This is a genomic window from Xanthomonas sp. NCPPB 3005 (assembly GCF_041228095.2).
GTDB classification, from domain to species: domain Bacteria; phylum Pseudomonadota; class Gammaproteobacteria; order Xanthomonadales; family Xanthomonadaceae; genus Xanthomonas_A; species Xanthomonas_A bonasiae.
This window is the reverse complement of the sequence record NZ_CP166096.2, coordinates 494,241-514,524: the sequence shown is the minus strand read 5'-3', so window position 1 is coordinate 514,524 and position 20,284 is coordinate 494,241. Positions and strand designations below refer to the sequence as shown.

General features: G+C 70.0%; 18 protein-coding genes. 14 read left to right on the top strand and 4 right to left on the bottom strand.

Annotation, left to right across the window (positions count from 1 at the left end):
* Positions 1-29: 29 nt before the first annotated feature.
* Positions 30-1,529 (bottom strand): nitrous oxide reductase family maturation protein NosD, encoded by a 1,500-nt coding sequence (locus AB8810_RS02390; RefSeq protein WP_369915467.1) that lies wholly within the window; start codon positions 1,527-1,529, stop codon positions 30-32.
* 382 nt (positions 1,530-1,911) lie between these two features.
* Between AB8810_RS02390 and AB8810_RS02385 the strand changes: the two genes are divergently transcribed.
* Positions 1,912-2,463 carry a gamma carbonic anhydrase family protein gene (locus tag AB8810_RS02385; RefSeq protein ID WP_191825849.1) on the top strand — a complete coding sequence of 184 codons (552 nt, stop codon included), beginning with the start codon at positions 1,912-1,914 and terminating at the stop codon, positions 2,461-2,463.
* Positions 2,464-2,490: 27 nt separating this feature from the next.
* Here AB8810_RS02385 and AB8810_RS02380 read toward each other — a convergent pair whose 3' ends face one another.
* Positions 2,491-2,964, bottom strand: a complete 474-nt coding sequence (locus AB8810_RS02380; RefSeq protein WP_179570962.1) for an Lrp/AsnC family transcriptional regulator — start codon at positions 2,962-2,964, stop codon at positions 2,491-2,493.
* Between the two features lie 125 nt (positions 2,965-3,089).
* On the opposite strand from AB8810_RS02380, the gene AB8810_RS02375 reads away from it, so the two are divergent.
* From AB8810_RS02375 to AB8810_RS02340, 8 genes are all read left to right on the top strand, one after another.
* The gene (locus tag AB8810_RS02375) at positions 3,090-3,650 is read left to right on the top strand and encodes an RBBP9/YdeN family alpha/beta hydrolase (RefSeq protein WP_369915466.1); all 561 of its coding nucleotides are present in this window, start codon (positions 3,090-3,092) and stop codon (positions 3,648-3,650) included.
* A gap of 83 nt (positions 3,651-3,733) precedes the next feature.
* Positions 3,734-4,654, top strand: a complete 921-nt coding sequence (locus AB8810_RS02370; RefSeq protein WP_369915465.1) for a DUF2167 domain-containing protein — start codon at positions 3,734-3,736, stop codon at positions 4,652-4,654.
* Positions 4,655-4,886: 232 nt separating this feature from the next.
* Positions 4,887-5,564, top strand: coding sequence for an RDD family protein (locus AB8810_RS02365; RefSeq protein ID WP_191825852.1), 678 nt, complete (start codon positions 4,887-4,889; stop codon positions 5,562-5,564).
* Positions 5,561-6,586: a stage II sporulation protein M gene (locus AB8810_RS02360; protein ID WP_369915464.1), complete on the top strand. Its 1,026-nt coding sequence runs from the start codon at positions 5,561-5,563 to the stop codon at positions 6,584-6,586. The genes AB8810_RS02365 and AB8810_RS02360 overlap by 4 nt, the downstream gene beginning before the upstream one ends.
* The gene (locus AB8810_RS02355) at positions 6,576-8,243 is read left to right on the top strand and encodes a DUF4129 domain-containing protein (RefSeq protein WP_369915463.1); all 1,668 of its coding nucleotides are present in this window, start codon (positions 6,576-6,578) and stop codon (positions 8,241-8,243) included. The genes AB8810_RS02360 and AB8810_RS02355 overlap by 11 nt, the downstream gene beginning before the upstream one ends.
* Positions 8,240-9,427, top strand: a complete 1,188-nt coding sequence (locus AB8810_RS02350) for a DUF4350 domain-containing protein (protein ID WP_369915462.1) — start codon at positions 8,240-8,242, stop codon at positions 9,425-9,427. The genes AB8810_RS02355 and AB8810_RS02350 overlap by 4 nt, the downstream gene beginning before the upstream one ends.
* The gene (locus AB8810_RS02345; protein ID WP_369915461.1) at positions 9,424-10,416 is read left to right on the top strand and encodes an AAA family ATPase; all 993 of its coding nucleotides are present in this window, start codon (positions 9,424-9,426) and stop codon (positions 10,414-10,416) included. The genes AB8810_RS02350 and AB8810_RS02345 overlap by 4 nt, the downstream gene beginning before the upstream one ends.
* A gap of 163 nt (positions 10,417-10,579) precedes the next feature.
* Positions 10,580-11,878 carry a DUF58 domain-containing protein gene (locus AB8810_RS02340; RefSeq protein WP_369915460.1) on the top strand — a complete coding sequence of 433 codons (1,299 nt, stop codon included), beginning with the start codon at positions 10,580-10,582 and terminating at the stop codon, positions 11,876-11,878.
* A gap of 58 nt (positions 11,879-11,936) precedes the next feature.
* Here the strand turns inward: AB8810_RS02340 and AB8810_RS02335 are convergent, their stop codons facing one another.
* Both AB8810_RS02335 and AB8810_RS02330 read right to left on the bottom strand, forming a co-directional pair.
* Positions 11,937-12,938: a hypothetical protein gene (locus AB8810_RS02335; RefSeq protein WP_369915459.1), complete on the bottom strand. Its 1,002-nt coding sequence runs from the start codon at positions 12,936-12,938 to the stop codon at positions 11,937-11,939.
* On the bottom strand, positions 12,935-13,318 hold the full coding sequence (locus tag AB8810_RS02330; RefSeq protein ID WP_369915458.1) for a hypothetical protein: 384 nt from the start codon (positions 13,316-13,318) through the stop codon (positions 12,935-12,937). Before AB8810_RS02330 ends, AB8810_RS02335 begins: the two co-directional genes overlap by 4 nt.
* A gap of 774 nt (positions 13,319-14,092) precedes the next feature.
* Between AB8810_RS02330 and AB8810_RS02325 the strand changes: the two genes are divergently transcribed.
* The 5 genes from AB8810_RS02325 to AB8810_RS02305 are packed head-to-tail and all read left to right on the top strand — an operon-like array spanning position 14,093 to position 20,282.
* Positions 14,093-15,655, top strand: a complete 1,563-nt coding sequence (locus AB8810_RS02325; protein ID WP_369915457.1) for a ShlB/FhaC/HecB family hemolysin secretion/activation protein — start codon at positions 14,093-14,095, stop codon at positions 15,653-15,655.
* A gap of 35 nt (positions 15,656-15,690) precedes the next feature.
* Positions 15,691-17,460, top strand: coding sequence for a DUF2341 domain-containing protein (locus tag AB8810_RS02320; protein ID WP_369915456.1), 1,770 nt, complete (start codon positions 15,691-15,693; stop codon positions 17,458-17,460).
* A 4-nt stretch (positions 17,461-17,464) separates the two neighbouring features.
* Positions 17,465-17,869: a biopolymer transporter ExbD gene (locus AB8810_RS02315; protein WP_185814983.1), complete on the top strand. Its 405-nt coding sequence runs from the start codon at positions 17,465-17,467 to the stop codon at positions 17,867-17,869.
* A gap of 9 nt (positions 17,870-17,878) precedes the next feature.
* Positions 17,879-18,550: a TonB family protein gene (locus AB8810_RS02310; protein WP_369915455.1), complete on the top strand. Its 672-nt coding sequence runs from the start codon at positions 17,879-17,881 to the stop codon at positions 18,548-18,550.
* 28 nt (positions 18,551-18,578) lie between these two features.
* Entirely contained in the window at positions 18,579-20,282 is a 1,704-nt protein-coding gene (locus tag AB8810_RS02305) for a putative porin (RefSeq protein ID WP_369915454.1), read from the top strand.
* The last annotated feature ends 2 nt before the right edge of the window (positions 20,283-20,284 follow it).

Genomic DNA, 20,284 nt, shown 5'->3' with positions numbered 1-20,284 from the left:
CTTGCTGGGCGGAAGCAGGGTCATGGCGCTCAACGCGGCAACGCCAGCGGCGCGCTCAGCGGCGAGGTCGCGCCGTCGGCGCTGGTGACGGTGGCGGTGAGATTGGCCAGGTCGGCGCTGTCCGGCGGCAGGCGATAGCGGAAGCGTGCATGGCCGTCGCCATCCACCACCGCGTCGAGCCGGCCGAGGTAGCGTTCGGCCTCGTCGCTGCCGGCGTCGCGGTTGCCGAACAGCTCCACCGTGTAGCGGCTGCGCGGGGTGCCGGCGAACTCGCCCTGCAGTTCGCGCTGGCCGCTCACCGCCAGCAGCCGCGGCGGCGCCTGGCCATGGTTGGGCGCCGGCTGGCAGTCCGCGCTCTCGCCCGCGGCGCAGATCCTGGCGCGCTTGGACGCGTCGGTGTCCACGCCGATCCCGCGCGAGCCGACGAAGCTGGCGTGTTCCAGGCCGGGCACGCCGAACACGATCGCGCCGCGCGGCTGCCCCGGCACGCAGGCGCCGCCGGCCTGGCAGCGCTCGATCTTCAGGCCGTTGCCGGACAGCAGGTTGGCGGTGAAGCGGTTGGCCTCGCTGCGCGGCTGCGGGCGGACCGCGATGCCGATGCCGTTGCCGCTGAGGGTGTTGCCGTCGACGACGTTGCCGCGGCCGCTGATGCTGACCCCGATCGAATTGCCGGTGAAGGTATTGGCGGCGATGGTGTTGCGGTTGCCCCAGTTGATCTGCAGCCCGTCGGAGTAGTTCTCGAAGCGGTTGCGCAGCACGCTGTTGTCGTTGCCCCACAGGATCTCGATGCCCTGCGACGGCTCCGGATTGGCGTCGGTAGAACGGAACAGGTTGTCGGCCACCAGGTTCCATGCGGCGCCGCGGGTCAGCTCCAGCCCGTCGCCGTTGTCGAGGAACTCGTTGCGCACGATGCGGTTGTGCACGGTGCTGGTGGCGGTGGACTGGCCGCTGCCGTCGTCGCCGGTCAGCATCACCCCGGCGCCGCCCTTGTTGGCGACGATGCGGTTGTCGTGGAGTTCGTTGCCGCTGGCGCGGTTGATCAGCACGCCGATGCAGAAGTTGCGGATCTCCAGGCCGCTCAGTTCCACGCCCTGCGTATCGCGCAGCACCAGCCCGGGCAGCGTGGTGGTGCGCACGTTGGCGCCGAACTGGCCCTTCTCCGCGCCGGGGCACGCCTCGGTGCCCTTGCCGCGCACATAGGCCGAACCGTCGATGGCGATGTACTGCCCGTCCACGTCGCGCGCAGTGCCGACGATCTGCACCGGCCCTCTGATCTCCGGCAGCGGCGACGCCGGCCGGATCACGTACGGCGGCCGGCCCACCGCGGCGATCTCGATGCGATGGCGGCCCGGCGCCAGGTTGGCGGTGGCGATCGCCCAGCGCAGCGAGCCCGGCGCGGTGTCGTCGGCATAGCGGTCCACGGTGAGCACGCTCAGTGCGGCAGGCAGCGGCTCGGCCTGGTAGGCGGACACGCACGGCGGCACCACCGCTGCGGCCAGCAGCGCACACCCGGACAAGCTACGACGCATGGGACACATCTCCGCACAAGGACGTTGATCGGCGCCGCCACGCGGCGCGCACTCCCGGCGGTCATCCCCTGCACCCGACCTCGGCACGCAAGTGCCGTCCTCGCCGCGTCAGGGATGGAACGCTGGAACAGGAGGCAACGCTAGTTTTATCGCACTGCACCATTCAAGTGCGAATATCGATGTAATGTGCGTTTATCGAACAAAATCCGGATTTGCTTCGATGGTCGGCCGCTGGCGCCTGGCGTCCGGGCGCTGCTCCGCCATGCCTTGTTCCGGCCAGAGCGGGCCTGCGTCGCGGCAGGCGCGGCGCGGTCAGGCGCTATGATCGACGACCGCGCCGCAGCCCGGCGCATGTCCCCCGCCGCTTCCGCCGGAGAATGCCGTGAACCCGATCCGCCCGTTTCTGGACAAGACGCCGCAGCTCGGCGCACGCGTCTACGTGGACCCGGCCTGCACCCTCATCGGCGACGTGGTGCTGGACGAGGACGTGTCGGTCTGGCCGGGCACGGTGATCCGCGGCGACGTCAACCACGTGCGCATCGGCGCGCGCAGCAACATCCAGGACGGCACCATCATCCACGTCAGCCACCACAGCCCGTTCAACACCGCCGGCTATCCGACCCTGATCGGGACCGACGTGACCGTGGGCCACGGCTGCATTATCCACGCCTGCACCATCGAGGACCTGTGCCTGATCGGCATGGGCGCGTGCATCCTCGACGGCGCCACGGTGAAGAAATACGGCTTCGTCGGCGCCGGCGCGGTGGTCGGGCCGGGCAAGACGGTCGGCGAGCGCGAACTGTGGCTGGGCAATCCGGCGCGGCTGGCGCGCACGCTCAGCGACAAGGAGGTCGAGAGCCTGCACTACTCCGCGCAGCACTACGTGCGCCTGAAAGACCGTTATCTGGACGCGGCCGCGCAGGCGCCGCAGTAAGCGCAGATGTCGCGCGTGGCGCCGTAGCTACTCTGCCGCCAACGCCAGCAAGGCGCGGCCGATCGGGCGCGGCGCCTCGCTGCGCAACACCACGCTGGTGGTCACCGCGCCGAACCGCGCCAACGCATCGATGATCGGCTCCAGCTGCGCCGGCGCGGGCACCAGCACCCGCAGCACGAAGCAGTCCTCGCCGGTAACCCGATGCACTTCCAGCACCTGCGGCATCTGCGCGAACTGCTCCAGGCACGCGCCGATCTGCGCATGCGTGGTACGCAGGCGGACGATGGCCGCGGTCGCCAGGCCCACCACCCGCGGATCGACCCGGGCCGCGTAACCGGTGATCACGCCCTGCTCCTCGAGCCGGCGCACGCGCTCGGACATCGCCGGCTGCGACAGGCCGATGCGTCGGCCCAGTTCCGCCAACGCGATGCGCCCGTCGCACTGCAACGCCTCCAGAATCGCGTGATCCAGGGCATCGCCCTGCCAGGGTTTCGCTGCCACGCCGCTCGTCCTCTCTTCGTGCACCTTGGATTCATCGGCAAAACGCCGCGTATGGCGATGAATCGCCATGGCGCGGCGACGCACGCATCGCGACACTGACCGCTCTCTCGAACGGAGCGTAGCGCATGCAAGCGGTGGTGATCGTGCCGGGCATCGGCGACTCGGGGCCGGAGCACTGGCAAACGCATTGGCAACGGCGCAACGCGCACATGCGGCGGCTGCAGCCCAGTTCATTCGCGCAACCGCAGCTGCACGACTGGCTGCACGCGCTCGACCGTTGCGTGCAGGATTGCGCCACGCCGCCGCTGCTGGTCGCGCACAGCCTGGGCTGCCTGCTGGTCGCGCACTGGGCGGCGCGCGCGCAACGGTTGCCGCGCGGCGCCTTGCTGGTCGCAGTCCCCGATCCGGACAGCGCGGCGTTTCCGCATGCGCAGGCCGCCAGCTTCGTCCCGGTGCCGACGGCGCCGCTGCCGTTCCGCAGCCTGATCGTGGCCAGCAGCGACGATCCGTATGCGACACCGCCCTACAGCCGCCGCCGCGCACGCGACTGGGGCAGCGGACTGGTCGAACTCGACGGCCTGGGACATCTCAATGCGGCCAGCGGCCTGGGCGAGTGGCCCGCCGGCGCGCAGCTGCTGGCCGCCTTCGACGCCGGCATCGGCCACGCGCCCGCAGCGCGCGCCTGATCGGCGCGGACGACTGGCGCGGCGTGGCGCTTTGCGCGACACTGCGCGCCTCTGGCGTGGGGACGCCACCGAATGGATTCGCGATGACCAAGACACTTCCGCTGCGCGGCCTGCTGGCCGCTTTCCTGCTTGCGCTGGGCGCCAGCGCCGGATCGGCCATGGCCGAGGAAGCGCACGGCGAGGACGGCATGACCGCCGAGCAGTTCGTCGCCTCGCTGCATTTCCAGGATGGGCACATCGAGGTGCCGCAGGCCAAGGTGCATTTCGACCTGAACCACGATTTCCGCTACCTGGGCAAGGACGATGCGCGGCAGGTGCTGGAAACGTACTGGGGCAACCCGCCGGACGACACCGTGCTGGGCCTGATCGTGCCGCGCCAGCCTGCGCTGGACGAGAAGGGCAGCTGGGCGGTGGTGGTCACCTATGCCGACGACGGCTACGTGTCCGACGAGGACGCCAGCAAGATCGACTACCAGGACATGCTCGCGGACATGCAGAAGGAAACCCGCGAGGAGAACACGCAGCGCAAGGAAGCCGGCTACGAGAGCGTGGACCTGGTGGGCTGGGCGGTGCCGCCGCGCTACGACGCCGCGACCAAGAAGCTGTACTGGGCCCGCGAACTGGCGTTCCAGGGCAACGAAGGCCACACCCTCAACTACGACATCCGCGTGCTCGGCCGCCACGGCTACCTGAGCCTCAACGCGATCGCCGGCATGGACGAGCTGCCGCAGGTCCGTGCAGGCATGCAGCAACTGCTGCCGATGGCCGAGTTCGACAGCGGCGCGCGCTACGCCGACCACAACCCGTCCACCGACAAGATCGCCAGCTACGGCCTGGCCACGCTGATCGGCGGCGGCCTGGCGGCCAAGGCCGGCCTGTTCGCCAAGCTCGGCCTGATCCTGGCCAAGGCGTGGAAGCTGGTGGCGCTGGGGCTGATGGCGCTGGTCGGCGGGATCGGCAAGCTGTTCTCCGGGCGCAAGCGCGACGGCGGCACGGTGCGTTGAGCGGCCTGCGCGGCACGCTTGCCGCGCCGCCGTCGTCATCGCGTGAGGACTTTCCGGCGCCGACCACGGCGCCCGGCTGGGCAATTGGCGCCGCGCCGGCTAAAGTCGCGGTTCGGAGCAGGACGCAGTCGAGATCACGCATGCCGCCACAGGCAGCCGGCCGGACGGAAGGACGGCCTCCCTACATCGCAGGCACGCATGCGCGCCACGCCGCACCCCGGCAGTGAGCGGCATGCTCGATACCTACCGTGAAGTGATCACGCCCGAAGGCGTGCCGTTGCATCTGCCGGCCGCCGGCGCGGTGCCGCGCGCGCTGGCCTGGCTGATCGACCTGGCGGTGCGTTTCGGCGTGCTGACCCTGATGGGCCTGCTGCTCGGTGCGCTCGGCGGCTTCGGCCAGGGCCTGTACCTGGTGGCGATGTTCCTGGTGTTCTGGGCCTATCCGATCGTGCTCGAAGGCTGGTTCGGGCAGACCCTGGGCAAGAAGGCGCTGGGCCTACGCGTGGTCTCGCGCGACGGCGCGCCGGCCGGATGGATGGCGGCGATCACCCGCAACCTGCTGCGCACCGTGGACATGCTGCCGTTCGGCTACGCCGTCGGCCTGATCGCCTGCCTGTTCGATGTGCATGCGCGGCGCCTGGGCGACATGGTCGCCGGCACCCTGGTGATCCACCAGCCGCCGCGCCACGAGACCGGACTGCCGCCGATCGCCAGCGCCGCGCCGCCGCCGCTGGTGTTGCTGCCGGCCGAGCAGGCGGCGTTGATCGCCTTCGCCGAGCGCGCGCCGCGGCTGGCGCCAGCGCGGCAGCTGGAACTGGCCACGCTGGCGCTGCCGTTGACGCACACGCCCGGCCAGGCCGGCGTGCTGCGGCTGTATGCGATGGCCAACTGGCTGCTGGGGCGGCGATGAGGCAGGAGCAGTTCATCGCCCGCCACCAGCACGAGTGGGAGGCCTTCGAGACCTGGCTGCACACGCGCGGACGCAAGCGCCCCGCGAACGCGGACGCCAGCGCGCCCGACAGCGCCGCGGACGCATGGCGCCTGGCCGACGAAGACATGCCGGCCCGCTACCGGCGCCTCTGCCAGCAGCTGGCGCTGGCGCGCAAGCGCGGCTACAGCCCGCTGGTCACCGCGCGCCTGCAGCAGCTGATGCAGCAGGGCCACACCGAGCTGTACCGGCCGCCGCGGCCGCGCTGGCGGCGCGCGGCCGAGTTCCTGTTCGCCGATTTCCCGCAGCTGGTGCGCAGCCAGGCCGGCTGCATGGCCGCGGCCACCGCGCTGTTCGTGGTGCCGCTGGTCACCATCTTCGTGCTGCTGCAGTACCGGCCGGAACTGATCCATGGCTTGATGGATCCCATGCAGATCGCGCAGATGGAGGCGATGTACGACCCGGCCACCGCCGTGCACAAGCTCGGCCGCGACAGCGGCGACGACTGGCAGATGTTCGGCACCTATATCATGCACAACATCAGCATCGGCCTGCGCACCTTCGCCAGCGGCCTGCTGGCCGGGCTCGGCACGGTGCTGGTGCTGCTGTTCAACGGCGTCACCATCGGCGCGGTGGCCGGGCATCTGCACCAGATCGGGTACGGGGTGACGTTCTGGCGCTTCGTCGCCGGGCATGCGCCGTTCGAGCTGACCGCGATCGTGATCGCCGGCGGCGCCGGCCTGCAGCTGGGCCTGAAGCTGCTGGCGCCGGGCCGGCGCCGGCGCATCGACGCGCTGGTCGAAGGCGGCACCATCGGCGCCAAGCTGTGCCTGGGCGTGGCGTTCATGCTGTTGGTCGCCGCCTTCATCGAGGCGTTCTGGTCCTCGATCGGCTCGCTGCCGGCGGCGGTGAAGTACGGCGTGTCCGGCCTGCTGTGGACGCTGGTGCTGCTGTGGCTGTGGCGCGGCGGACGCGGCGTGGCGGAGGCCGGCGATGCGGATTGAGCGCCTGGACGTGGTGCTGCGCGCGCGCTCGGCCTGGGAGGCGATGGAGCTGGGCAGCGCGCTGGTGCGCCGCCATGCCGGCGCGATCTGGAAACCGTGGCTGCTGTTTACCCTGCCGCTGTTCGCGCTGCTCAATCTCGGTGCCTGGGCGATCGACCAACTCTGGCTCGCCGGATTGCTGCTGTGGTGGCTGAAACCGGTACTGGACCGGATCCCGCTGTTCGTGATCTCGCGCGGCGTGTTCGGCGACGTGCCGCGCGTGCGCGACACTTTGCGCGCGCAACTGCGTTGGGGCTGGGGCCCGATGTTCGGCTACCTGACCTGGCGCCGGCTGAGCCCGGCGCGCACCGTGTTCATGCCGCTGGAGCTGCTCGAAGGCGCCAGCGCCGAGCAGCAGCGGCAGCGCCGCCGCACGCTGGGCGGCGCGGTGTACGGACACGCGCTGCTGCTGGCCAGCGTGTGCTGGCACTTCGAGCTGATGCTGTGCCTGGCCTGCATCGCCGCGATTCTGATGTTCGTGCCGGTGGACCTGCTGCCGGAAACGGTGCGCGCGGCGTGGGCGCTGGTCGGCGAGGAGAACCCGGCCTGGGCCGACATCGGCCTGAATGCCTTCGGCTGGCTGGGAATGACGCTGATCGAACCGTTCTTCGTCGGCGCCGGCTTCGGCCTGTACCTCAACCGCCGCACCGAGATCGAAGCCTGGGACGTGGAAATGGCGCTGCGCCGGCTGCGCGATCGGCTGGGCGGCGCCGCGCCGCTGCTGCTGGCGCTGGTCCTGCTCGGCGCACCCGGCGCCGCGCTGCGCGCGCAAAGCGCAGCGCCGGGCAGCGAAGGCCCGGTCGCGACCGACTCGCACGCGCTGCCCCCCGCCCCGTCGCAAGCCGATGCCGATGCCGCCAGCGATCCGTACGACATCAAAGATCCGGAGAAGGACAACGACACCGACGATGACGCGGCCGAGCCGGCCGCGCTCGACGACATCTTCAACACCGTTCCCGCCGCCGACGCGCGCTTCGATCGCGCGGCAGACCGTGCCTATGAAGATCCACTGCTGTCGGGCAAGCGCAGCATCGGCTACTGGAAGAAGCGCGACCGCAGCGACGACGACGAGAAGAAAGCCGATCCCGCCAAGCTCGATCCGCGCTTCGGCAAGGGCTTGCTGGCGAGCGTGGCGGCCGTGTTCGCGTTCGTCGGCGAATGGGGCATGTGGTTGCTGGCCGGCATGCTGGTGCTGGTGCTGCTGCTGACCGCCAAGCACTGGCTGCCGTGGATGCGCGGCAGCGTGCGGAGGCGTGCCCCGGTCGAGACGCCGGTGGCGCATGCGCCGGTGCTGACCGCCGAGCCGCTGCCGGACGACGTCGCCACCCTCGCGCGCCGGCTGTGGCGCGAGGGCAGGCAGCGCGACGCGCTGGCGCTGCTGTACCGCGCCAGCGTGGCGACCGTGTGCGAACGGGCCAACCTGGTGCTGCCGCCGGGCGCCACCGAGGCGCAATGCCTGCGCGCCTCCAGGCGCCTGCCCGACGAAGCCGACCGCAGCCTGTTCGCGCGCATGGTGCGCACCTGGCAATACGCCGCCTACGCCGGGCGCCTGCCCGACGACGACGCCTTCGCCGGCTTGCTCGACGACCTGCAGCAGCAGTACCGGTGGCGCGCATGAACAGCGGCACCCGCAATGCGCTGATCTTCCTGCTCGGGCTGCTGGTGACCAGCGTGCTGGCGGCCTGGTTCCTGGGCCGCTACGAACGCGCCGAACGCGAGCTGGCGTTGCCGCCGCGCGGCGAGGCCGCGTACAACCCGCTGTATGCGTTGCGCCAGACCCTGCGCGCCGACGGCGCGCGCGCCGAATCGCGGCAGCGCCTGGACCTGGCGGCGATGCGCCTGCAGCCGCACGACAGCGTGCTGCTGTTCGGCGACCCGCGCGCGCTGAGCAAGCCCGACAGCGATGCGCTGCTGGCCTGGGTCGAGCGCGGCGGCCACCTGATCCTGCGCACGCCGGCGGCCGACGAGGACGACGCCACCGCCAAGCTGCCGATCTTCGATGCGCTCGATGTCGCGCTGGAGGACGGCAAGCCGGACCACTGCCTGAAGCTGGCCGTTCCCGGGCAGCCCGAACACAGCGAGTTCTGCAACGGCCGCCGTTTCCAGGTCGACTACGACGCGGCGAGCAACCTGTGGGGCAGCGACGAGGACTACGCCTACGCGCGCCTGCCGTACGGCGACGGCTACGTGGACCTGCTGGCGGAAATGGATTTCCTGCAGAACGGCAGCAACGGCGGCAGCCGCCTGGGCGACGACGCGCTCGAGGCGCCGCCCGCCCCGCCCAGCGGCGGCCTGCGCGACGTGCCGCATCGCCTGCTGGCGCGGCAGATCCTGGCGCCCAACTACGGCCACGGCACCATCTACCTGATCTACTCCGCCGAACTGCCGTCGCTGTGGCGCACGCTGTTCACCCGCGGCTGGCCGGCCTGGCTGCCGGCGCTGCTGATGCTGCTGGCCTGGCTCTGGTCGCGCATGCAGCGCTTCGGCCCGCTGCGCGCCTCGCCGGCCGGCGACCGCCGCTCGCTGCTGGAGCACGTGCGCGCCAGCGGCGAGCACCTGTTCCGTTACGGCAAGTCCGCGCTGCTGTACGCGGCGATGCGCCAGGCGTTCCTGACCCGGCTGCGGCGCCGCGCGCCGCTCGCCGCGGCGCTGCAGGGTCCCGCCCAGGCCGCGGCCATCGCCGAACGCCTGAACCTGTCGCCGGCGCAGGTCGAACAGGCGCTGCAGGCGCCAGCGCCCAAGCAACACGCCGCCTTCCGCGATCGCATTCGCCTCCTCGTCCAGATGAGAAACCAGTTATGACCACCGCCCCCGCCGAATCCGTCGCCCCCCTCACCGGCCCCGCCCTGATCGAACGCGTCGAGGCGATCCGCGACGCGGTCGGCCAGGCCTTCATCGGCCAGCCGGAGGTGCTCGAGCAGATCCTGATCGCGCTGCTGGCCGGCGGCCACGTGCTGATCGAAGGCGTGCCCGGACTGGGCAAGACCCTGCTGGTGCGCGCGCTGGCGCAGGCGTTGGAACTGAACTACGCGCGCGTGCAGTTCACCCCCGACCTGATGCCCAGCGACGTCAGCGGCCATGCCGTGTACGACCCCAAGACCGAGAGCTTCAAGATCCGCCGCGGCCCGGTGTTCACCCACCTGCTGCTGGCCGACGAGATCAACCGCGCCCCGGCCAAGACCCAGTCGGCGCTGCTGGAAGTGATGCAGGAAGGCCAGGTCACGATCGAAGGAAAATCGTTTCCGCTGGCGCCGCCGTTCCTGGCCCTGGCCACGCAGAACCCGGTCGAGCAGGAAGGCACCTATCCGCTGCCGGAAGCGCAGCTGGACCGCTTCCTGCTGAAGATCCTGATCGACTATCCGCAGCTCGAAGACGAGAAGCGCATGGTGGAAGCGGTCACCACCGGGCGCAGCGCCGGCGACTTCGACCTGACGCAGGTGCCGCGCGTGCTCGGCGCCGAAGACGTGGTGGCGATGCAGTTGGGCACCGCCGCGATCGTGGTGGACCCGCAGGTGATCGACTACGCGGTGCGCATCGTCGCCGCCACCCGCAGCTGGCCGGGCATCGCCCTCGGCGCCGGCCCGCGCGGCAGCATCGCGCTGATCCGCGCCGCACGCGCGCAGGCGGTGCTGTCCGGGCGCGACTTCGTCACCCCCGACGACATCCGCGACATCGCCAAGCCGGCGCTGCGCCACCGCATCGCGCTGGCCCCGGAACTGCAGATCGAAGGCCAGAGCGCCGACGACGCGCTGGGCGCGCTGCTGGCGAAGGTGGAGGCGCCGCGGAAATGAGCCGGGAGTGGGGAATCGGGAATGGGGAATCGGCAAAGCCTGCACCGGCGGCGACGCCGGCATTCCCTGATCGAATCCGGACCGCTGCCAGTGCGGCCATGCGTGCACGCGCCGCGCTGTTGCGATTCCCTATTCCCGATTCCCCACTCCCGGCCACTCATCCATGAGACCCGCCCCGCCACTGCTAGCCCTGCTCGGCCTATGGGCGCTGTGCGGCCTGGCCTCGGCGCTGCAGGTCGTCGCGCTGTGGCCGTGGCAGGCGCTGGGCGTGGCGATCGGCGTGATCGCGGCGGTCGATGCGTGGCGGCTGTGGCGCAGCCCTACCCCGCAGGTGCGCCGCGAATTGCCCGAGGCCTTGCCGCTGGGCGTGGAGCGCGAGGCCGGGCTGCGCCTCGACAGCGCGCAGCGGCAGACGCTGGACGTGTTCGACCTGGTGCCCAGCGGCTGGTGGATGCAGGGCCTGCCCCGGCGGGTGACCCTGCATGCGGCCAGCGAGACCCATCTCACCTACCGGCTGCGTCCGACCGCGCGCGGCCGCTTCGAATTTCCCGGCACCCATCTGCGCCTGCATTCGGCCTGGCGCCTGTGGTGGCAGCGGCGCGTGGCCGGCGCGGCGCAGACCGTGCGCGTGTATCCGAACTTCGCGCCGCTGACCCGCTTCGCCCTGTTCAGCGCCGAACAGGCGTCGCGGCTGGTCGGCGCGCACCTGAAGCGGCGCCGCGGCGAAGGCACCGACTTCCACCAGATGCGCGAGTACCGCGTCGGCGACAGCCTGCGCCAGATCGACTGGAAGGCCACCTCGCGCGCGCGCAAGCTGATCTCGCGCGAGTACCAGGACGAGAAGAACCAGCAGCTGCTGATGCTGATCGACACCGGCCGGCGGATGATGGCCAGCGAGAGCGGCCTGGCGCATTTCGACAACGTGCTCAATGCCGCGCTGGTGGTGTCGTACCTGGCGCTGCGCCAGGGCGATGCGGTGGGGCTGATGGCCAGCGGCGGCGACGCGCGCTGGGTCGCGCCGCAGCGCGGCATGGGCACGGTCGATGCGCTGCTGCGCGCCAGCTACGACCTGCAGCCGCAGGCGGTGGCCACCGACTACCTGGCCGCGGCGACCGAACTGTCGCTGCGCCAGCGCCGCCGTTCGCTGGTGATGCTGATCAGCAACGTGCGCGACGAAGACATCGAAGACCTGCTCGCCGCGGTGCGGCTGCTGCAGCGCCGGCATCTGGTGTGCGTGGCCAGCCTGCGCGAGCACGCGCTGGACCAGGCGCTGCGCCAGGACGTGCACGACCTGCAGCAGGCGGTGCAGGCCGGCGCGGTGGCGCGCTACCTGCAACAACGCGGCGACGCCCACGACGCGCTGCGCAGCCACGGCGTGATGGTGCTCGACGTCACCGGCGAGGAGCTGCCGGGCGCGCTGGTGGAACGCTATCTCGCGGTCAAGCGCGACGGGTTGCTGTAGCGCGGCGGCCGCCGCAATCGTATCGCCAAGCGTTGCAGCGCAACCGCGCCTGCTGCGCTCACTCGCACCGCTGCAGGAGCTTCTCCAAGTCCGCTGGCGAAACGGCCGAGGACAGCTTGTTCTTGATCAAATCGTAGCAAGCCATCGTGGATATGCCACTTGCCAGCCTCTGCGCAGCGACGCCGGTCGAAAACATCTTTCCCAAACCGATCGACGCCTTGCCCGTACTCTCCGTCGCGCTCGACCCGTCGAAACTGCCGAAAACGGAGTAGGAGTCGCCGAGGTTGCTTTGCGCGACCTTCGAATTCGCCGATTTGAGCTTGAGCGCTTCCAACTGCACCTGGTTCTGCCGAGTGACATATTCCGAGCGCGCGACACTGGCCGCGTCCCGCGCCGCTTTTTCGGCCTTCTCGTAGTTGTTCAGAAAGGCGAGCTGCTCTTCGTCCAGCTTGTACTTGGCTGCGTTCTTCTCGGCGGCGTCCTTCTTCCTTGCGCTCTCGTCGGATATGCCCAGGTCGGTTTGGCCCGCCTGCGCACTCAGGTCGCCGAGCGACTTCACCTCCGCCGCGTATTGCTCGTATTGCTTCTTCTGGTCGCTCAACGTCGCATGGCGATCGCGCAGTTGCCCGAGCTGCAGTTCGGCGACGTCCAGGAGTTCCTTCGCGCGGGCTTCGCCTTCGAGCGCCTTGGTATAGCTCAGGTAGGCCTTGCCGGCCTCCTCGATCCTGGCTTCCTCGCTCAATCCTTCCGGCCCGGCCTGCCCCACCCTTGCACTACCCGTGATCAGCTGCATTTGGTACTGCGGGCCGGTGCAGGGCTGAGCGCTGGCGCCGCTGGCATATGGTTCGCGGCAAGCACGGGCGACCGCGACCGGAACATAGGCGGCATCCACCTGCTTGTAGCCCAGGTTCACCGAAAGCCCCGGATTTTCGGTCGACGCGCTGGAGATATCCACGCCGAACGACGTCTTGGACGCATACACCAGCGGCGCCTGCTCCAGATGCGCGCAACCAGCCAGCAGGCCGCACAGCGCCACACACAGACTCGGACATGCTTTCATCGCGACACTCCTTGTTGGTCGATGCAGATCTGCGAAACATCGGTACCGCCGGCATGCAGGATGTCGACCAGATGCCGCGCCTCCTGCTCGGTAGTGGAAAGCAGGACGACACGGCATTCGTCCATATCGGCAGGCGCATAGACGCCCACCTCCGAATACCAGCCCGCACTGAACGCATGCGCGGTCTGCGACACGCCCAGGCCCTGGGATCTGATCGCCACCGGCGCCATGCCCAATGTCTTGATGCGCGCTCCGAACATGCCGCTGACGACCACCTGGTCGGCGCCGGAGGAGACCGTCACCATCGCGCAGCCCACGCAAGACAGCGCCATTGCGGCAGCGACGAGATTGCGCAATTCCCGAAGGCGGTATGGCAGCACGCTCGACTCCCCAGTCAGCGCTTCACCCCGTCAGATCATCGATATCCGTGGCGAGGGTGTCAACGCTGTACGGTCGATACGCAGGAAGCACCGCGCAACGGCCATGTCCGATGCAGCCCGCAGCGGTGAAATGTCTACATGGATCGGCTGCCGCAATCGACATGCCCCGGTCGCCAGCGATCGCGCCGTGGTCGAACATCGCCGACCACAGGCTGGGTGGCCGCGAAGAAACGAGAAAACCAATGGTCGCCAAGACTGACCGAGTGGGCGGCGGCGGATGGCCGGCAAAAGCGACCTGTCGTATTCGACAATGTGGTCGACGCCGCGCCTGTGGTGTCGTGCCTGGTGCAGCACCAGGACGATACCGCGGGGGCTGACCGCCACCGGCAGGAAGCATCCGGCTGCGCTGGTGAACGTTACCTCGCATTTAAGCGCGACCGATTCCTGTCGTCGCGTGGCCGCGGCGCGGACGATCTCGTAGACAAGTCGCGCCGGCGCCGCTGTGCTGCTGCGTGCACGCCTGATCGAGTCACCGCGCGGTAATCACTGCCCGTCGCCATACGCAGCCTGGCGCTGGCCGCGGATTATGTTGATGCACTGCGAATTCATATTTCATCCTTCGGCACTTTTCCGCCATCTATGGCAAACACCTTACACACGCCGTCATAAAAGCGTTCGCGGATAGTCATTTAGCGCTCCTATGGTCCTCGCCGCATTGAGGCGGTCTTCCTAGGCGGCATCGCGCCGCGCGCCGACGTCAGGGGATATTTTCAGATGGAGTTGCGAATCTTCGCAGCGCTCGGCATGGCCGTGTGCGGCGTGCCGTGCGCCTTCGCCGCAGACGCGCCGACCGCGCGTTTCGACGTGATGGCCTACCAGGTGGTCGGCAACAGCGAATTGAGCGCAACGGAGATCGAGCGCGCGGTGTATCCGTTCCTCGGCCCGCAGCGCAGCGAGGCCGATGTGGAAGCGGCGCGCGCCGCGTTGCAGACGCTGTACGCGGGCAAGGGCCTGGCCACGGTGGCGGTGACCATTCCCGCGCAGGATGCGGGCAACGGCCTGGTCACCTTGCAGGTCAGCGAGCAGCGCATCGGCCGGCTGCGGGTCAATGGCGCGGACTATTTTTCTCCCGATGCCATCGCCGACGGCGCGCCGTCGCTGCGGGAAGGCACCGTGCCCGACTTCAACGCCGTGCAGCGCGACATCGTCGCGCTGAACCAGTGGGCGGATCGCCGCGTCACCCCCGACGTCAAACCCGGCGCGCAGCCGAACACGGTGGACGTGGACTTGAACGTGGAGGACACGCTGCCGCTACACGGCAGCCTGGAACTCAACAACCGCAACAGCGCCAACACCTCGGAACTGCGGCTGAGCGGTTCGGTGCGCTACGACAATCTGTGGCAGCGCGGCCACAGCCTGACCTTCTCGGCGCAGACCGCGCCGCAGCGGCCGTCCGATGCAAGGGTCTTTTCCGCCTCGTACCTGGCGCGCTTCGGCGCATCGCCGTGGTCGCTGCTCGGCTACACGGTGCGCAGCGACAGCGAGGTCGCCGCGATCGGCGGCTTCAACGTGATCGGCAACGGCAGCCTGTCCGGCCTGCGCCTGATCCGTGCGCTGCCGGCCGATGCCGGCTTCTTCCATAGCCTGAGCATCGGCGCCGACTACAAGGACTTCAAGGAAGACACCCTGTTCGGCGGCGACCGCAGCTCCGCGCCGATCCGCTACCTGCCGCTCAGCGCCGCCTACAACGCCACCTGGAACCGGCCGCGCGGCACCGACACGCTGGAGTTGACCGCGACGATGAACGTGCGCGGCGTCGGCGACGACAGCGCGCGCTTCGACATCAAGCGCTACAAGGCGCGCTCCAACTTCTTCCACCTGCGCACCGATGCCTCGCGCACGCGCAGCTTCGGCGGCGACTACCAGTGGTATGCGCGGCTGCAGACCCAGCTGGCGTCCGAGCCGCTGATCAGCAACGAGCAATTCAGCATCGGCGGCATGGACAGCGTGCGCGGCTACAGCGAAAGCCAGGCGCTGGGCGACTACGGCGCCGCCGGCCAGTTCGAACTGCGCAGTCCCTCGTTCGCCTCCGCGGCCGGGCGCATGGTGCAGGAAGCGCGCGTGCACGCGTTCGTCGACGCCGGCTATGCGCGCATCCACGACCCGCTGCCCGAGCAGTCGGTCAGCGAGACCCTGGTTGCGACCGGACTGGGCGCGGCCTTCAAGGCCTTCGCGCATCTCAACGGCGCGCTGGAAGTGGCTGCGCCGCTATCCAGCCCCGGCGGGCACAAGCAGAAAGACATCAACGTGCTGTTCCGGCTGTGGAGCGAGTTCTGACGCCGGCGTCGTTCAAACATCAATCGGGGTAGATCGTGATCAGACTGCGTATTTTCGTGCTGCTGGGGTTGCTGCTGCTCGCATTGCCGGCGATGGCCGCGACATGGTGGGACGGCAAGTGGAACTATCGGGCCAAGCTCACCCTGGACACCACGTCCACCGGTGCGGCGCTGAGCCAGCCGTCCGGGCGCACCCAGGTGCTGGTGCGCCTGCATGCGGGCAACTTCAATTTCGCCGATGCCAAGGCCGACGGCAGCGACGTGCGCTTCGTCGCCGGCGACGACCGCACGCCGCTGAAGTACCACTTCGAGAAGTACGACGGCCTGGTCGACCAGGTGGCGCTGGCCTGGGTCGATCTGCCCGAGCTGCCGGCCAATGCGAGCACGCCGTTGTACGTCTATTTCGGCAACCCCGAGGCCAGCGGCGGCAGCGACGCCAAGGGCAGCTACGACGCCGACACCGTCGCGGTGTATCACTTCGCCAGCACGCAAGCCGCCGGCGCCGACAGCACCGCCTACGCCAACAACGCCGCCACGGCGCCGACCCTGGCCGACACCGCGCTGATCGGCGCCGGCCTGCGCCTGGACGGGCGCGCGCCGGTGACGGTACCGGCCTCGGCCTCGCTGACCTGGCCGGCGGCGCAGCCGGCAACCGTGTCGCTGTGGGCCAAGCCGGCCAGCGCCACTGCGTCGGGCGTGCTGCTGGCGCTGCCCGGCGTGCTCACCCTGCGCCTGGACGAAGGCCGCGTGCTGGCCGAGTTCGGCGCGACCGCGCAGATCGCCGCCACCACCGCGCTGCCGGCCGATGCCTGGGCGCATGTGGCGCTGCGCAGCGACGGCAAGACCGCGACCCTGTTCGTCAATGGCCAGCCCGCCGGCGAGACCGCGGTGGCCTTGCCGGCCGGCAGCGGCGGCCTGCTGCTCGGCGGCGAACCCGGCGCGGCGCGGCCGAACTTCATCGGCCTGCTCGACGAGGTCGAAATCACCAGGAACGCGCGCGCGATCGGCGCGATCGAAGCGGCGGCGCGCAGCCAGGGCGTGGACGCGCGGCTGCTGCGCTTCGATCCGGTCGAACAGCATTCCGGCGATGCCGGCCACAACTACTTCGGCATCCTGATCGCCGCGCTGACGCCGGACGCGTGGGCGGTCATCGGGATCCTGGCGGTGATGGCGCTGATCAGCTGGTGGGTGATGGTGCGCAAGGGCCTGTACCTCAACGCCACCGCCGGCGCCAACGCGCGCTTCCTCCACGCCTACCGCCAGCAGGTGGCCGCGCATCCGCTGCATGCGCCGCACTGGCAGCAGCTCGGCACCTCGGCCGGCGTGCGCTCCAACCTGGCGCGGCTGCTGCAGGTCGGCCAGCAGGAACTGCGCGAACGCCTGCAGGCCAGCGGCACCACTGTCGTGCGCACGCAGTCGATCGCGGCGATCCGCTCGGCGCTGGACGCGGCCGCGGTGCGCGAAGGCCAGCGCATCCACAAGGGCATGGTATTGCTGACCATCGCCATCTCCGGCGGTCCGTTCCTTGGCCTGCTCGGCACCGTGGTCGGGGTCATGATCACCTTCGCCGCGGTGGCCGCGGCCGGCGACGTCAACATCAACGCGATCGCGCCCGGCATCGCCGCCGCGCTGCTGGCCACGGTGGCCGGCCTGGCCGTCGCGATCCCGGCGCTGTTCGGCTACAACTACCTGCTCAGCCAGGCCGAAGCGGTCTCGGCGGACATGCAGGTGTTCGTCGACGAACTGGAAAAACGCATCGCCGAAGACTATGCCGGCGACGCGCCGGTCCGCGCGGGCGGAGGCTGAGCCGATGAAGGTCCAAGGCAAGAAGCCCTACGACGACATCAACATCACGCCGATGCTGGACCTGGCGTACGTGCTGCTGGTGATCTTCATCATCATGACCACCGCCGCGGTGCAGGGCATCAAGGTGGAACTGCCCAAGGCCAGCGCGGCCAAGCCGCTGTCCGAGCCCAAGACCAAGGTCATCGCGATCGACAACAACGGCCAGGTCAGCCTGGACGCGGTGCCGGTCAGCATGAGCGAACTGGAACAGCAGCTGCGCAACGCGCTGGCCAGCGATGCCGAATTGCCGGTGATGCTGCGCGGCGATCGCACCGTGCAGTACGAGAAGGTGATGGCGGTGCTGGACCTGTGCAGCCGGCTCGGCATCGCCTCGATCGGCCTGGCCACGCAACGCCCGGCGGCCGGCTGAGTGAACACGATGGATCCCCTGCAGTACACCGAGCCGCCGCGGCGCTGGCTGAAAGTCGGCGCCGCGCTGCTCGCACTGCTGCTGCTCGGCTGGCTGGTCTCCCTGCTGCTGCGCCCGCAGCAGGCGACGCCGACGCGCGCGCAGCCGCCGCGCATCACCCAGGTGATGCTGCCGCCCCCGCCGCCTCCGCCGCCGCCCAAGCCCGATCCGCAGCCGCCCAAACCACAGGAACGGCCGCAGCCCTTGCAGGCCGCCGAGCCGACGCCGCAACCGAAGCCGGACGCCGAGCCGACCCCGCCCGGCGATCCGCTGACCGCGCCGGCCGGTCCCGGCGACAACGCCTTCGGCCTGCAGGCCGGCGATGGCGGCGGCACCCGCATCGGCGGCAAGGGCGGCGGCGGCAGCCCGTTCGGCAGCTATGCGGCCAGCGTGCAGCGCGCGGTGCAGCAGCTGCTGCAGCGCGACGAGCGCACCCGCAAGGGCCGCTACAGCGCCACCGTGGCGCTGTGGCTGAACCCGGACGGCAGCATCGGCCGCCTGCAGATCCTCACCTCGGCCGGCAAGCCGGAACTGGACGCGGCGATCGTGCGCGCGCTGCAGGACCAGCCGCTGCCGCAGCCGCCGCCCGCCTCCCTTCCCCAACCCATCCAGTTGCGCATCGGCGCGCTGGCGCCGGGCTGACGCCGCGTTTCGCACCAAGGACTCCCGCATGACCACTCCGTCTTCCTTCCCCCGTCCGTCCCGGCTGCGCCTGGCGCTGCTGGCGCTCCTGCTGGCGCCGGCCGCGGCCATGGCCCAGTCCGCCGCGCCCGCGATCGATCCTGCGCAGATCAACCCGCAGGTCACACTGCGGCTGATCGACCTGCTGGTCGCCAAAGGCGTGATGACCCGCGCCCAGGCCGACGACCTGATCCGCGAGGCCTCCGCCACCGCGGCACCCACGCCGGCACTGGCCGGCGCCGCGGCGTACACGACCCAGCCCGGCGCGGTGGTGGTGCCGTACGTGCCCGAGCCGGTGCGCCAGCAGATCAAGGACGAGCTGCGCGCCGAAGTCACCGCGCAGGCCAAGTCCGAAGGCTGGGCCGCGCCCGGCGCGCTGCCGGAATGGACCCAGCGCGTGCGCGTGTACGGCGACCTGCGGGTGCGCGGCGAAGGCGTGTTCAACGCCGACGACAACTACGCGACCTTCCCCAACTTCGGCGCCATCAATGCCGGCTCCGGCTTCGATACGGTCGGCAGCAACAACGCCCCGTTCCTCAACACCACGCAGAACCGCAGCCGCATGCGCGTGCGTGCGCGGCTCGGGGTGAGCGCGCAGATCGCCGACTGGGTGCAGGCCGACCTGCGCCTGGCCACCGGCAGCGACCGCAGCCCGGTATCCACCAACCAGACCCTGGGCGGCAACGGCAACCTGTCCAAGTATTCGCTGTGGCTGGACCGCGCCGCGCTGCAGCTCACGCCCCTCGACGGGTTGGCCCTGTCGTTCGGCCGCTTCGCCAATCCGTTCTGGAGCAGCGAGCTGGTGTTCGACAACGACCTCAACTTCGACGGCGTGGCCGCGCGCTACGACCTGGCCGACGCCGATGCGGCGTTCGCGCCGTGGATCAGCGCCGGCCTGTTCCCGGTCTACAACACCGAGTTCGATTTCGGTTCCACCAGCACCAGCAAGACCCGCAGCCGCGACAAGTGGATGTACGGCGCGCAGTTGGGCATGCAGTGGCGCTTCGCCGACGCGATGGCGCTGCGCGTGGGCCTGGGCTACTTCCAGTACGACCAGTTCGAAGGCAAACGCTCGTCGCCGTGCCTGGCGCCGAGCTCGGCCGACAGCTGCGACACCGACGGTGCGCGGCCGCAGTTCCAGCAGTTCGGCAACACCTTGTTCGCGCTGCGCGACATCGTCGCCGACAGCGCCAACCCCAATGGGCCGCAACTGCAGTACTACGGCTATGCCAGCAAGTTCGGCGTGGCCGACCTGCACGCGCAGCTGCAGCTGGACCAGTTCGCCCCGGTCGCGGTGCTGGTCGAAGCCGACGTGGTCAAGAACACCCGCTACAACGCCGCACGCGTGCGCTCGCTCGGCCCGGTCAACAACCTCGGCGACCAGGGCGTGTTCGATGGCGGCGACATGGGCTACTACCTCAATTTCACCGTCGGCCAGCCCAAGCCGGTCAAGCCTGGCGACTGGAACGTCAGCGTCGGCTACAAGTACCTGGAATCGGACGCGGTGCCGGACGGCTTCACCGATTCGGATTTCCACCTGGGCGGCACCAATGCGCGTGGGCTGATCGTCGGCGGCAACTATGCGCTGGCGCGCAACACCTGGGTCGGCCTGCGCTGGCTCAGCGCCAACGAGGTGTCCGGCCCGCCGTTCGCGGTTGACCTGCTGCAGCTCGACCTCGGCACGGAGTTCTGAGC